We start from the raw sequence: 13,490 nt of genomic DNA, 5'->3' as shown, positions 1-13,490 counted from the left end.
TTCTTTATCAATTTGAGACAATATGAATTTGTATATTTAAAATCTTAAAAACAACATTTTATGGCCAGGCTTCTGATTTTTTTACTCGCATTTTTATTTTCAACGCCATTTTTTTCTCAGGAATACAGCTTGATCAGTAATGTTCATTATTATGATGAAAAAGTTAATCAGTCTGATGTTTACATTAATGAAAGGTGTGTGCTGGATATATATGTTCCGAAAAATGTGAAAAATTTTCCGACGGTGATCTGGTTTCACGGAGGTGGACTGACCGGCGGACAAAAAGAAATTCCCGAAGCATTAAAAAATAAAGGTATTGCCGTAATTGGCGTTAATTACAGACTTTCTCCAAAAGTTAATGCTCCAAAATATATTGAAGATGCCACTGCTGCAACGGCCTGGGTTTTTAAAAATATTAAAAATTACGGTGGAAGTGAAGATATGATCTTTATTTCAGGACATTCTGCGGGAGGTTATCTGGCGACGATGGTGGGTTTAAACAAAATGTATCTGAACAAATATGGAATTAATGCTAATCAATTGGCGTCTATCATACCTTTCAGCGGACAAATGATCTCTCATTTTACGACGAGAAAAGAAAAAGGAATTGATGAACTGGATGCCAGAATCGATGAAATGGCGCCGCTGCATTTTATCCGTGCTGATGCTCCACCGTTGTTATTAATCACCGGTGATCGGGAAAAGGAATTACTTGGAAGATACGAGGAAAACGCCTACATGGCCCGAATGATGAAATTGAAAGGTCATAAAGATACGACTTTGTATGAGCTCGATGGCTTCGATCACGGCGGAATGGCACAGCCTGCATTTCCTTTGCTGCTGAATGAGATTAAAAGAGTTCAAAAATTAAAAAATAAAAACTGATGAAATATTGGATTTTTGAAATAAACAGAATAATGCAGCGATTTAATTAATCACTGCATTTATTTTTTGCCATAAAGTATTGTCAAAATCAGAAAGCGCAAGGTTTACATTATCAGCAGCATCGCCCATTCTGATGATAACTAATTTTTTGCTGGGAACCACATAGATTTTCTGGTCATTTTTTCCCAAAGCACAAAACATATCATCCGGCGCGCTCGGAATCAATTTTCCATTAAACTGAATTTGTGTCTGTGGCAGATGGTAGCTCGATTTTCCGTTCAGCCACCACAAATATCCATATGCAAGATTGATGTTTTGTGAGGTGTTGGTCGCACTTTGGAAATAATTGGAATTAATAATTTGTGTACCATTCCAATTACCGTTATTTAAAGCCATTAAACCAAAACGAGCCATACTTCTCGTTGTACTCCAGTACACACTGTTGTTTCCGCTTTGAACCCAGTTTCCGGTCATACCGATTTTGTCCCTGAGTTTTATATTGAAATACTGCGACCAGGTCTGATTGGTTGCTGCTGCCACCACATCCTGAAGTTTTACATAGACATTATGATATGCCCATCTCGTTCCTGCATCGGCTTTATATTGTAGATTCGCCGGACTCACAACATCGCCCAGACTATCATCTAATCCGGAAGTCATAGTGAGTAGATTTTTGCAGGTAATGAGGTTTTCCTTTGCCAAAGGTTCGCTTGTCCAGCCTGTTCCTATGTAGTCGGAAACTTTATTATTTATATTTAAAAACCCTTCCTGTTCTGCAATTCCGGTGACAGTAGAAGTTAATGTTTTGCCTGCACTTGCCCAATACCACGGAGTGGTGGATGTATGCCCACTGAAGTAATTTTCCATGACAATCCTTCCGTTTTGAAGAATTATAAAACTTTTAGAATTTTTTGTTTCAAGATAAGTCAGGAGATCCTGTACTTTATCCTGATGCCAACCCAAAGCAGAGATAGATTTCGTTTCCCAGACATCACTGTTGGAAGGAGGAAAGTACATTGTTTCTGTTGATGGATTTTCATTTTGATCAGGCAGTTCGGGAGAATCATCAGAGCTGCAGGAAATCACAAGGAAACATAAAGCTGAAGTCCGGAGTAGATTTTTTATTTTCATGAAAAATTAGTTTAAATTATAATTTTTAGATAAATAAAAACCGGATTGGTTAAGTTTAAAATAATTAAAAACACATTTATTTTAATATATAACTAAACCTACTTTTTCTGCGCAACAATAAAATTTACCATTTCATCAGTTAACTGGTCGAGGTAAGCTTTATCCGTTGTTCTGAAGCCGTGGTTGCCGTCTTCTACGATTGTCAGCTTATTCTCAATATCTTCTTTATTAAGTTTCTTATGAAGTTTTTTTGATTGATTAATGGGTACAATTTTGTCCTTGTCACCCTGTAAAATCAAAGTAGGAATCCCGTTATCAACATAGGTCACGGGTGAAATGGTCTTTAAATATTCCACGACTTTTCTTTTGTCTTTTTTAATGTCATATCCCGAGAGCCCAAGAACGAGTTTTTCTCTTAAATCAACAATATTTTTTGCCAATAAACCAATGAAAAAAACAGGGATTTTTCCTGCACGTGTATGTAAAAGTTTGTTTAAATCTGTCGGTCCGAAATTATTAACCACATACTTCACCTTCGCAGAATAAGACGAAAGTTCAGGATCTCCCACAAATTCATTATCCTTCGTATAAGCCGCAAGCATAGATAAATGCGAACCTGCAGAAGCGCCGAAAAGTCCTATATTATTCACATCAAAATTGTAGGTGTCTGCATTTTTTCTCACCCATCGGATGGCATCTTTCGTATCCTCCAACGGAAGCGGAAAATGAACGTCTTTATTGACCAACGTATAATCGATGCTTATGACCGAATATTGTTTTTCAACCAATTTTAAAATCGTAGTTTCAATATAACTGTCGGCACGGATAATCTTGTCTCCGCCAACCCAGCCACCGCCATGAACATAAATTACAACCGGAGTTTTTGCATTAGAAACATTTTTCGGACGGTAGATGTCAAGGAAAACTGATTTCCCGGTTTTACTTTTTTTGTAAACGATATTTTCGGAAAAGGAAGTTTTTTCGGGAAGAACAAAACTTTTCTGTGTTTCCGGCTCGATCTGATTCTGTGAAAATCCTAATGTATAAAAACTTAAAAAGAATACGAAAAACAGGTTCATAGAAAACCTGTAAATTATTTTATTATTGATAGATTTCATAGAATATTTTTGTGGTGTTCGTTATTTTACTAACTCCTCAAAAAGTTTACCAAAAGTCTTATCCAGATCCTTAGATTTTCCCGGATGAGGTCTGGAAGTCTGTACCACAGAGCTTCGGACGGCTGTCAGCCAACGGAAACGTTCCGGTATGTCGAGTTGTGCAATAGGTCCTGCATCTTTTTCACCATTGGCGATTTTCTGGAAACTTTCCAGGTTTTGAATGATGTCGTCATAATCCAGCTTGCTGTGCATCAGTCGGAATTTGTCCGGACACAGATAAAATTCTACACGGATATATTTTTCTTTTTTAGAAAACATTACCAATCCTATGTTGAAAAACTCTTCTCTCTCAACCTTTGGCACCAAGCGTATGACGGCGTATTCGTATATTTTATCCTCTTGCATTTTTGGCTTCGTTTAAAAAGATTTCAGAATTTTCTAATCGCGTTTTCAGGAAGTTGAAATAGACTTCACGGATTTCTTCCGGCGTTTCATCGGCGTCGTTCCAATGTAGCCAGTCTTCAGGAATCAGGTTGACAATTTCCCTGAAAACACTTTCATTCAAAACTTCTTTTGCAAATCGGTCGGCTTCATCCAGCATTTTCGCCTGTGGAAGCAAAACATGGTCTTTCACATATTTGAAAGGAGTTTTTGCAGCAGTGTCAAAATTCTGCCACGAATGGTGAAAATAAAAGGAGGCACCATTGTCGATCACCCACAGTTCCTTATGCCACATCAAAAGATTGGTATTTTTAAAAGTACGGTCGATATTGGTGATAAATGCATCTAGCCAGACAATTTTTGAAGCTAAAAGAGGATCAATCTTTACACTGGAATCGTAAGCAATGGAGCCTGAAAGATAATGCAAACCCAGGTTCAGCCCTTCTGAAAATTTCAAAAGATCCTGAATTTCCTCATCGGCTTCGGTTCTTCCGAAATCAACATCAAGATTGACAAACACAAGTTCCGGAATTTTTAATCCTAATGCTTCAGTTATTTTTCCACCTAATAATTCGGAAATCAGCATTTTAACTCCATGACCGGCGCCACGGAATTTTAAAACATATTTAAAATCATCATCAGCCTCTGCCAAAGCCGGAAGCGAACCTCCCTCACGAAGCGGCAGAATGTAACGCATGACGGTTACCGTTCTTAAATCCAACATAGAGCAAAAATAAGGTTTTTACTTTGTGTATATTTCTATTTTTAATATTTTTAAGTGAAATTATAATTGTTGGTTAATCGCAAAGACGCAAAATGATTTTTATATGAACTTTTTTAAGACGCAAGGAATTTATCTGTGATAAAATTGATTGTGTAGTAGCTTATGTGTAGAATTACATAATGTAAATTATCGAAAATCTCTGATTTTCTAGCGCCTTAAAAACATAATTAAAATAAAAGCTTTGCGCCTTTGCGATTAACCAACAAGTAAATAGAACAAACCAAATATGAATATCACCAAAAAGCAAAATATCATCATCTCAAACCCCGAAACCAGAGATTTTCTGGCCGATGCATTTTATCCTGAAACTAATGAAAAGTTACCGTTGATTATTTTCGTTCATGGGTACAAAGGATACAAAGACTGGGGAGCGTGGAATCTAATAGCGGAAAAGTTTGCGGAAGCCGGATTTTTCTTTGTTAAATTTAATTTTTCACACAACGGGACAACAGTGGAAGATCCCCATAATTTTGCTGATCTGGAAGCTTTCGGAAATAATAATTATTCTAAAGAACTTTCGGATTTAGGAGCTGTGATTGATTTTTTTGTGAAGGATCCTAAAGTGGATGATCAGAAAATTGTTTTGATCGGACACAGCCGGGGAGGGGGAATTTCTATGATTAAAACTTTTGAAGACGAAAGAATTAATGGGTTGATAACATTGGCCAGTGTGGATACATTGGACCGTTTTCCCAAAAACGATGCGTTTGAAAAGTGGCAACAAGCCGGTGTCTATTATGTTTTAAACGGAAGGACAAAACAGGAAATGCCTCATTATTATCAGTTTTATGAAGATTTTGAAAAAGATCATCACCGATTTGATGTCGAAAGAGCGGCTGAAATGGCAAAAGCCCATGTTTTGATAATTCACGGGACAAATGATGAAAGTGTAAGTATGAAAAATGCGGAACATCTTCATATCCTAAATCCGCTTTCAGAGCTGCTTTTAATTGAAAATGCGAATCATACTTTCGGGGCAAAAGAACCGTGGGAAGAAAGTGATCTACCCGAAGACCTGAACGTTGTTACTGAAAAATGTATCGAATTTATAAATGAAAAAATTGTTAATGAATAAAGAAAGGAAGTTGGGAGTTGGAGAATAGAAGTTACAATTGTAAAGTTAGTTTTCACAGTTTGAAAACCTCCAGCCTCCAGCTTCTAACTTCCCTCCAATTTATTTCATCAACATCTTCCAGGCCTCTTCAATTCTGCTTTCCAGCAATAATTTCTGAGCTTCCTGATGAATATTTTCCTCTGAATGATACGCTCCCGAAGGCAAAACTTCAACGTTGGCAAGCATTCCCAAATCGTTTCCAGTAAAGACTTTGCTGAGTTTTATCTCATCGGGAAGAAGATCGAAACCGATTCCTTTTGTTACCAAAGGTTTCGGAACTTCAAAAAGGCTGTTTTCATTGCTTATCGAATACCAGTTTCCGCCCAAACGAGCCACCATATCGAGTTTTCTTTGATCCAGATTTCCCTGCTCATCCAAATATTCTTCTCTGATGTGAATTTTCTGTACCTCACAAATAATCAGATTTCCGGCACCACCCTGATCTCCTAAATGTTTTACTTCTAGAACCTTACACTCGAAATTCACCGGGCATTCTTCAATTAATTTAGGCTTCACCAAATCGGCGTCTTTCATCGTTAGGCCAGATTTAATGAATTCATTTACTCCGCCCTCATATTCGGTCGAAGCTAATGAAATCTGCTGTACAATTGGGAAATTTACAGTTCCAATAACAACTTCAGGTACTTCCAAAACGTTTTCCAGTGTATGTTTAATCGTATTGTCACGCACTCTTCTCGATGGTGAAAAAATCAAAATCGGAGGAACGGTACTGAACATATTAAAAAAACTGAACGGCGATAGATTACTATTACCATTACGGTCAACAGTCGAAGCCAATGCAATCGGACGCGGTGAAACGGCAGTTTGCATGACAAGTTGTAGTTGTACTGGGGATATTTCGGATGGGATTACTGTTTTCATTATTAGATTATTTTTTTAACACATAAGTCACATAAGTCACATAAGTTTTAAATTTAAAACTTTGAAAATATTATAGAACATATTAGTTGACGTACAAAAAAGAATTTTCTTTGTGACTTATGTGTTAAAAATATTTTTAAAATTTAAATTGCAGGAATAATTTTACCACTCACTTCACCGAAACCAACTCTCACACCGTCCTTTTCAGCCCATGCTTTCATTGTTACGGTATCGTTGTCATCGATGAATTTTCTTTCCTGTCCGTTGCTTAGTTGGATTGGGTTTTGACCTCTCCATGTAAGTTCAAGCATCGAGCCGAATGATTTTGGATCGCTTCCTGAAATGGTTCCGCTCGCGTATAAATCACCGACTTCCACGTTGCAGCCGTTTACTGTGTGATGAGCCAATTGCTGAGTCATGTTCCAGTACATGTGTTTGTAGTTGCTTTGGCAGATCAGGTTTTGTTCACCATTTTCCGGTTGGATATAGACTTCAAGATTGATGTCGTAATTTTTATCTCCTTCAAATTTTAAGTAATCCAACACTTCAGGATCCTGTTTAGGAGAAGCCGTTCTGAATGGTTCTAAAGCTTCCAGAGTAACCACCCAAGGAGAAACTGAAGAACCGAAATTTTTAGCTAAAAATGGCCCAAGTGGAACATATTCCCAAGCCTGGATATCTCTTGCAGACCAGTCGTTGAAAACTACCATTCCGAAAATGGCGTCTTCAGCGTCTTTTGTAGAAATACTTTCGCCCATCTCTGTATTTTTATTAATGATAAAAGCCATTTCCAATTCAAAATCCAATTGTTTTGATGGTCCGAAAATCGGTTTTTCAACATCTGCAGGTTTTGTCTGACCTTTCGGACGGTTGATTTCCGTTCCTGAAACGACAATAGATGAAGCTCTGCCGTGATAGCCTACAGGTAAATGCTTCCAGTTGGGTAATAAAGCATTTGCAGGGTCTCTGAACATTTTTCCAACATTGGTAGCGTGCTCGATACTGCTATAAAAATCTGTGTAATTCGGAATGTGAACAGGCATCATCATTTTTACTTTATCCAGATCGTAGAAGGCTTCTTCGATGGTTTTTTCGTCTTTAGATAATGTAGAACCTTCCTGTAATAACTCCTGAATTTTAAGACGAACAGCATTGGTAACAGGTTTTCCAAGTTCGATGAATTCGTTTAAAGTGTAAGCTTCGAAGACGTTATCATCTAGCCCTTCCACATCTTCAAAGTAAGCAAGATCATAAAGTGTCGCAAGATCAATGACCTGATCTCCGATTCTTGTGCAGCATCCGATATATTCTTTGTTAAAAACTGCTACTCCGAACGGAATATTATGTATAGAAAAATCCGAATTTGAGGAATACTCTACAAATGATTTCATAATTTTAGATTTAATTTGGACTTAATGAAAATCCGTTACATTTTTGATTTTAAATATTTTTGGTTTAAATACAAAAGGCACAAATATTTTCACAAATACCACCAATCTTTAATTCGTGTTTATTAGTGTGAAAATTAGTGCTATTAGTGTTTAAATCCGGAATATTTATTTTTTAGATTTAGCCTTAGCTTTAGAAAAAGATTCTTCGTCGATCCATCTGGCTTTTGTATTCACATCGATCAGGTACAGAATGTCGTCCTGTCTTGTTAGCAACAGCGTTTTGGTAACCGGGATCGGAACTTTTTTGTTTTCCAGCATATCTGCTCTTAAAGAAACGATGTTTTTCTTTCTTACGATATCTCCGGTAAAAACATTTGAGCTGGTTTCTCCGGTTGCTTTATCATCGAAAACTTCTACGTAAGTCGCTTTGTTTCCTTTAATTACAATAAAATCCCTTTCTGTGTGATCTGCTTCATCTTTGATGTAAACAAATTTCTTGTTGTCGATATTTACCGTTTCCAGATGCTGATTGATTCCTTTTCTTTCTTCAAGTCTGGTAAGAATATCATTTAATGAACCATATTGCGCTTTTAATCCAAAAGTTGCTCCAAAAAATAAAATTCCAATTAAAAATTTTCTCATATTGATGTGTTTTTATAAAAAGTTTTGTCAAGACATTTCATCCTGACAAAACTCTATATTATAGTTAAAAAATTAAAGATTTCCTCTTTTTTCCTGTTCTCTTTCCAATGCTTCGAACAACGCTTTAAAGTTACCTGCACCGAAGCTCTGAGCCCCGTGTCTTTCAATGATTTCAAAGAATAGAGTAGGACGGTCTTCTACAGGTTTTGTAAAGATTTGTAATAAATATCCTTCTTCATCGTGATCGATAAGGATACCTAAGCTCTGAAGTTTTTTAATATCTTCATCGATGTGGCCCACTCTTTCAGGAACCATTTCGTAATAAGCTTCCGGCGGAGCAGAAAGGAATTCTACACCACGTTTTTTCAATTCTGTTACGGTGTGGATGATATCCTTTGTAGCTACTGCAATGTGCTGTACACCTTCACCTTCGTAGAAATCCAGATATTCTTCTACCTGAGATTTCTTTTTACCTTCTGCAGGCTCGTTGATAGGAAATTTTGCGTATCCGTTTCCGTTTGACATTACTTTAGACATCAAAGCAGAATATTCTGTGTTGATCTGCTTGTCGTCGAATGAAAGGATATTTACGAATCCCATTACTTTTTCATACCATTCTACCGTTGGAATCATTCTGTTCCAGTCTACGTTTCCTACGCAATGGTCTACATACAAAAGACCTGCATCTTCAGGCTTGTAATCGCTTTCCCACTTTTCGTAGCCAGGCATGAAAGGTCCTGTGTAATTTTTTCTTTCTACAAACATGTGAACAGTTTCTCCGTAGGTATAAATTCCGGACATTCTTACTTCACCGTTTTCGTCAGTCAGGGTTACAGGTTCAAGATATGGTTTTCCACCTCTTTTTGTAGTTTCTTCGAAAGCTTTGTATGCGTCATCTACCCAAAGTGCCAAAATTTTCACTCCGTCACCGTGTTTTTTTACGTGTTCGTTGATAGGTGAATCAGACTTTAGTCCTGTTGTAAGAACCAGTCTTATTTTCCCCTGCTGAAGAACATAAGATGCACGATCTCTCACTCCTGTTTCCGGACCGGCATAAGCCACAGACTGAAAACCGAAAGCGGTTTTGTAGTAATGAGCAGCCTGTTTAGCATTTCCTACATAAAACTCAATATAATCTGTACCGTTGATCGGTAAAAAATTCTCTGCTTGAGCAATTTTTTCGGCAAATGTAAGTGTTGACATATTTTCTATTTTTACTTTTATATTTATGGGTATGCAAATTACGAATTTCTTACTAATAGGAAAAATATTCACGAACAATCGTTAGCTAAGTTTAACATAGATTTAAAGAAAAGTTCATTTAAGTATGGTTAAGTTTATTATGTTGTGACTAAGATTTATATTTTTGTATTACAAGACAAGTGAAAAAAAAATATTTCGAAACAAGAAAGCCGTAGAATTTTTTACGGCTTTCCTTATTGTGTGAATTATTTTATATTGTTTAACCTCCCTGCATCAGGGTTATAATTGTCCCATATCTTCCAGACATTATCTATCTTGCGGATGAAATAAATCTGGGTGTTGAGCTGATTCACAAAATGTTCTTCTCCAGTTTCTCCCACTTTGAATAGAAGATTCCAGAATTCCTGGGATTCGAGGATCTTTTTATCCGGTTCATCCGTTACGATGTTGATGTCAAAAACTTCGTAGTTGGATCTGTTGTTTTTCGTCACGAGCTGAAAGTCTCTGTCACACAATTCTTTACTGAACTGTGAAGCCCTTTCCAGAAAAGGAGACTCATCAAAAACAAGATCTTTGAATAGCTCTGTCTTATGATTGGGAAATTGTTTGTAAAACTCGAAAACCGTTGCACAATAGTCGTAGACCATCTGCAGGAATTTTTCATTATTGCTCTTTTCGTTATCCTGTTTTTTTTCTTTTACAAACTGGATATAAGCATTTAAATCTTTATACCCTAAAAAGATGCAGATTTTATCTAATGTTTTTAAAAAACGTAGGTCATTGTGGGTTTTGTCCTGGTAGTCATTTTCAAAAAAACGTTGCAGCGTGACGTGCGAAATAGTACTTCCTATCTCGAATTTTTTTCCGCCTTTTAGTTCCTCAGCTTCAGATAATTCTTCTTTTATGATTTCGGAAAGAATAATATAATGACTTCTTTTCCATTCATTCACATTCCCCAAAACCGAATTCTTCACCTTAGAATGTTTTACAACTTCTTCCCGTATCGAATTATATATAGTCTTCAATTTCCAATGTTTAAAAAGCTCTTGATCAAATATACTGCCAAAAGCTTGAGAGGTTTTTACTATTTCTTTATGTTAAATTAAAAGTACGTTTTTTTTAGATTAAACAGAAATTATTAATGAAAAACTTTAATGCCAAACTCTATTAATGTTTAAATCTTTCATAAGCGGCTCTTTCTAGCATTTCCCTGTCGTCGGGATGGGCAATACTGATTAATTCCTGTGCCCTCTGACGCAGATTTTTACCGTAGAGATAAGCCGTTCCGTATTCCGTAACCACATAATGAATGTGCCCTCTGGTCGTGACAACTCCTGCCCCCTGTTTCAGGAAAGGGACGATTCTCGATACGCCTTTTTTCGTTCTGGAAGTGATGGCAATAATGGGTTTTCCATCTTCGCTCAATGCGGCTCCTCTCATGAAATCCATTTGTCCGCCGATTCCGCTGTACTGCATGGTTCCGATGGAATCTGCGCAAACCTGTCCTGTAAGGTCAATTTCAATGGCAGAATTGATGGCCACCATTTTTTTGTTCCTCATGATATTAATAGGAAAATTGACCGCACTTACATCATTAAAGGCAAAAACCGTGTTATCATCCACATAATCATAGAGTTTGCGGGTTCCGAAACAGAAACTTGTAATGGTTTTATTGTTGTGATAGCCTTTGTATTTATTATTGATGACATCATTTTGAATCAAATCGACCACGCCGTCGCTCAACATTTCGGTGTGAACACCAAGGTCTTTATGGTTTCCGAGACATTTTAAAACTGCATCCGGAATTGTCCCGATACCCATCTGAAGAGTGGATCTGTCTTCGATAAGTTCTGCTACATTTTTGCCTACTTCCATTTCTTCGGGACCCACTTTTGCACCGTAATCCACGGTCGGAAGCTCTTCTTCATGCCAAACCAACTTATGGATTTTGCTGATGTGAAGCATTCCGTCACCATGAGTTCTCGGCATCAGGGGATTCACGATTGCGACTATTATTTTTGCAGTATCCACGGCAGACCTTGCTACGTCTACAGAAGTTCCTAATGTACAAAAACCATGTTTGTCAGGCGGAGAAACAGTAATTAAAGCCACATCAAGCGGCAAAATATTTTTTCTGAATAAAATCGGAATTTCACTTAAAAATACAGGAACAAAATCTCCTCTTTCGGAGTTTACCGCATCGCGCACCGGCCCTGAAACAAACAGTGAGTTTATAAAAAACTTGTCTTTGTATTCCGGTTTGGCAATTTCCACATTTCCCTGTTGGGTAATGGAAACCATTTCTATATGGTCGAGTCGGTGAGACTGTCTCGCGAGTTCATCAATTAAATAATTCGGAGTACACGCGCTTCCGTGAAAGAAAACCCGGTTTCCGCTTTTTATGGTATAAATAGCTTCTTCTGCACTGATATAATTATACATATTCAAACTTTTTTATAAATATTTTTATGATTTTCCCTGATTTAAAGATAATTCATCTTACCTGTATTTCCTTCAAATCCAAACTTATTTTTGTCATGTTTTAATGATTTCCAAGAAAAAAAGGACTGAATGCAGTACATTGAGTCCTCTTTGTATTTTTCAAAAACCTTAGGTTAAATATTTTACATTAAACGCCTTTATATTTTTAAAATTATATTTTAAAATTATTCCTGTGAACGGTCTTCCATTGTTTTATCCTGATCTTCCAGCCATGAAGTTTTGTACGATGGATCTTCCACTTTCAAAGCTTCTTCCGTAATTTTCAAAGGACGGAAAGGATCTACCATTACGGCATATTCCTCAGTGAATTTTTTACCGATACTTCTTTCCATCGCACCTGGATGAGGTCCGTGAACGATTCCTCCCGGGTGAAGCGTAAAGTCCATTAAATCAATATGATTACGGCTCATAAAGTCACCTTCTGTGTAGAATAAAACTTCATCAGAATCAATGTTTGAGTGATTGTAAGGCGCAGGAATAGCCATCGGATGATAGTCGTACATTCTTGCACAGAACGAGCAAACCACAAAATTGTGTCCTTCAAAATTCTGGTGAACCGGCGGTGGTTGGTGAATTCTCCCTGTAATCGGCTCGAAATTTTTGATATTAAATTTATAAGGATAAAAATACCCGTCCCAACCTACAACATCGAATGGATGCGTCGCGTAGATGAAATCTGTGATCTGATTTTCTTTTTTTACTTTAATTAAAAATTCACCTTTTTCGTCTTTTGGCTCAACGAAAGTCGGTGCAATGATGTCTCTCTCGCAGAATGGCGAATGTTCCAGCAATTGTCCGAATTCGTTTCTGTATCTTTTTGGAGTGTAGATCGGTGAGTGGCTTTCCAGGACGAAGAAAACAGTGTCATCAGAATGTAATTCAACTTGGTAAATAGTTCCTCTCGGAATAATTAAATAATCACCAATGAAAAAGTCTAAATTTCCTACAAAAGTTTTTAAAACCCCGCTTCCCTGATGAACATACAAAAGCTCGTCACATTCAGCATTTTTGTAGAAATAGTCCATAGATTTTCTAGGCTTCGACAATCCCATTTTCAGATCATTGTTTACCATCAAAAACTTACGGCTGTCCATAAAATCGTCTTCAGGAGTGACATTCATTCCTTTAAACATTCTTGGAGTTACGTTTTTATCAACCGCAATTTTCGGTGTTACATCTTTCGGTTCACCGATTGACTTGATCTGAGTCGGGCGGTGAATATGGTACAATAATGAAGAAATTCCATGAAAACCTTCCGTTCCGAAAAGCTGTTCATAGTAAAATTTATCTTCAGGAGATTTGAAAATCGTATGTCTTTTTTGTGGGATATTTCCCGACTGGTGGTATCTCATTTTACTTGATATGAAGTTTCTCAAATTTAATAATTTTTCACGAAT

General features: G+C 37.0%; 13 protein-coding genes. 2 read left to right on the top strand and 11 right to left on the bottom strand.

The annotated features are described in order from the left end of the window. Positions 1-60 precede the first annotated feature (60 nt). On the top strand, positions 61-885 hold the full coding sequence (locus BMX24_RS18035) for an alpha/beta hydrolase (protein ID WP_089795258.1): 825 nt from the start codon (positions 61-63) through the stop codon (positions 883-885). Between the two features lie 42 nt (positions 886-927). Here BMX24_RS18035 and BMX24_RS18030 read toward each other — a convergent pair whose 3' ends face one another. From BMX24_RS18030 to BMX24_RS18015, 4 genes are all read right to left on the bottom strand, one after another. Next, entirely contained in the window at positions 928-2,016 is a 1,089-nt protein-coding gene (locus tag BMX24_RS18030; protein ID WP_089795256.1) for a serine hydrolase domain-containing protein, read from the bottom strand. A gap of 98 nt (positions 2,017-2,114) precedes the next feature. Beyond that, positions 2,115-3,134, bottom strand: coding sequence for an alpha/beta hydrolase (locus tag BMX24_RS18025; RefSeq protein ID WP_089795254.1), 1,020 nt, complete (start codon positions 3,132-3,134; stop codon positions 2,115-2,117). A 21-nt stretch (positions 3,135-3,155) separates the two neighbouring features. Beyond that, positions 3,156-3,539 (bottom strand): DUF3037 domain-containing protein, encoded by a 384-nt coding sequence (locus tag BMX24_RS18020; protein WP_089795252.1) that lies wholly within the window; start codon positions 3,537-3,539, stop codon positions 3,156-3,158. After that, positions 3,526-4,299 carry a HipA family kinase gene (locus BMX24_RS18015; RefSeq protein WP_089795251.1) on the bottom strand — a complete coding sequence of 258 codons (774 nt, stop codon included), beginning with the start codon at positions 4,297-4,299 and terminating at the stop codon, positions 3,526-3,528. The genes BMX24_RS18020 and BMX24_RS18015 overlap by 14 nt, the downstream gene beginning before the upstream one ends. A 286-nt stretch (positions 4,300-4,585) precedes the next feature. Here BMX24_RS18015 and BMX24_RS18010 point away from each other — a divergent pair, with 286 nt between their 5' ends. Next, entirely contained in the window at positions 4,586-5,434 is an 849-nt protein-coding gene (locus BMX24_RS18010) for an alpha/beta hydrolase family protein (protein WP_089795250.1), read from the top strand. 99 nt (positions 5,435-5,533) lie between these two features. Here BMX24_RS18010 and BMX24_RS18005 read toward each other — a convergent pair whose 3' ends face one another. The 7 genes from BMX24_RS18005 to BMX24_RS17975 all read right to left on the bottom strand — a co-directional run bounded on the left by BMX24_RS18005 (position 5,534) and on the right by BMX24_RS17975 (position 13,445). Next, positions 5,534-6,355 carry a flavin reductase family protein gene (locus BMX24_RS18005; RefSeq protein ID WP_089795248.1) on the bottom strand — a complete coding sequence of 274 codons (822 nt, stop codon included), beginning with the start codon at positions 6,353-6,355 and terminating at the stop codon, positions 5,534-5,536. A 143-nt stretch (positions 6,356-6,498) separates the two neighbouring features. Then, positions 6,499-7,746, bottom strand: a complete 1,248-nt coding sequence (gene fahA, locus BMX24_RS18000; protein ID WP_089795246.1) for a fumarylacetoacetase — start codon at positions 7,744-7,746, stop codon at positions 6,499-6,501. 165 nt (positions 7,747-7,911) lie between these two features. Beyond that, positions 7,912-8,388 carry a hypothetical protein gene (locus BMX24_RS17995; RefSeq protein WP_089795244.1) on the bottom strand — a complete coding sequence of 159 codons (477 nt, stop codon included), beginning with the start codon at positions 8,386-8,388 and terminating at the stop codon, positions 7,912-7,914. 72 nt (positions 8,389-8,460) lie between these two features. Beyond that, positions 8,461-9,591 (bottom strand): 4-hydroxyphenylpyruvate dioxygenase, encoded by a 1,131-nt coding sequence (gene hppD / locus BMX24_RS17990; RefSeq protein WP_089795242.1) that lies wholly within the window; start codon positions 9,589-9,591, stop codon positions 8,461-8,463. A gap of 245 nt (positions 9,592-9,836) precedes the next feature. Further along, a complete protein-coding gene (locus BMX24_RS17985; RefSeq protein ID WP_089795240.1) occupies positions 9,837-10,616 on the bottom strand; it encodes a hypothetical protein in 780 nt (259 codons plus the stop codon). Between the two features lie 142 nt (positions 10,617-10,758). Beyond that, entirely contained in the window at positions 10,759-12,033 is a 1,275-nt protein-coding gene (locus tag BMX24_RS17980) for an acetyl-CoA hydrolase/transferase family protein (protein ID WP_089795239.1), read from the bottom strand. Positions 12,034-12,257: 224 nt separating this feature from the next. After that, entirely contained in the window at positions 12,258-13,445 is a 1,188-nt protein-coding gene (locus BMX24_RS17975; RefSeq protein ID WP_089795237.1) for a homogentisate 1,2-dioxygenase, read from the bottom strand. Positions 13,446-13,490: the final 45 nt, after the last annotated feature.

Origin of the sequence: Chryseobacterium wanjuense, from assembly GCF_900111495.1 — a bacterium.
Classification (GTDB): Bacteria; Bacteroidota; Bacteroidia; order Flavobacteriales; family Weeksellaceae; genus Chryseobacterium; species Chryseobacterium wanjuense.
The sequence above is the reverse complement of the archived record's forward strand: the minus strand, read 5'-3'. Positions and strand labels throughout refer to the sequence as shown.

Coding starts and splice junctions, on each gene's coding strand:
- BMX24_RS17975 (WP_089795237.1), bottom strand. CDS start 13,445: ATGAGATACCACCAGTCGGGAAATATCCCACAAAAAAGACATACGATT.
- BMX24_RS18020 (WP_089795252.1), bottom strand. CDS start 3,539: ATGCAAGAGGATAAAATATACGAATACGCCGTCATACGCTTGGTGCCA.
- BMX24_RS18025 (WP_089795254.1), bottom strand. CDS start 3,134: ATGAAATCTATCAATAATAAAATAATTTACAGGTTTTCTATGAACCTG.
- BMX24_RS17980 (WP_089795239.1), bottom strand. CDS start 12,033: ATGTATAATTATATCAGTGCAGAAGAAGCTATTTATACCATAAAAAGC.
- BMX24_RS18030 (WP_089795256.1), bottom strand. CDS start 2,016: ATGAAAATAAAAAATCTACTCCGGACTTCAGCTTTATGTTTCCTTGTG.
- BMX24_RS18015 (WP_089795251.1), bottom strand. CDS start 4,299: ATGTTGGATTTAAGAACGGTAACCGTCATGCGTTACATTCTGCCGCTT.
- BMX24_RS18035 (WP_089795258.1), top strand. CDS start 61: ATGGCCAGGCTTCTGATTTTTTTACTCGCATTTTTATTTTCAACGCCA.
- fahA (WP_089795246.1), bottom strand. CDS start 7,746: ATGAAATCATTTGTAGAGTATTCCTCAAATTCGGATTTTTCTATACAT.
- hppD (WP_089795242.1), bottom strand. CDS start 9,591: ATGTCAACACTTACATTTGCCGAAAAAATTGCTCAAGCAGAGAATTTT.
- BMX24_RS18005 (WP_089795248.1), bottom strand. CDS start 6,355: ATGAAAACAGTAATCCCATCCGAAATATCCCCAGTACAACTACAACTT.
- BMX24_RS17995 (WP_089795244.1), bottom strand. CDS start 8,388: ATGAGAAAATTTTTAATTGGAATTTTATTTTTTGGAGCAACTTTTGGA.
- BMX24_RS18010 (WP_089795250.1), top strand. CDS start 4,586: ATGAATATCACCAAAAAGCAAAATATCATCATCTCAAACCCCGAAACC.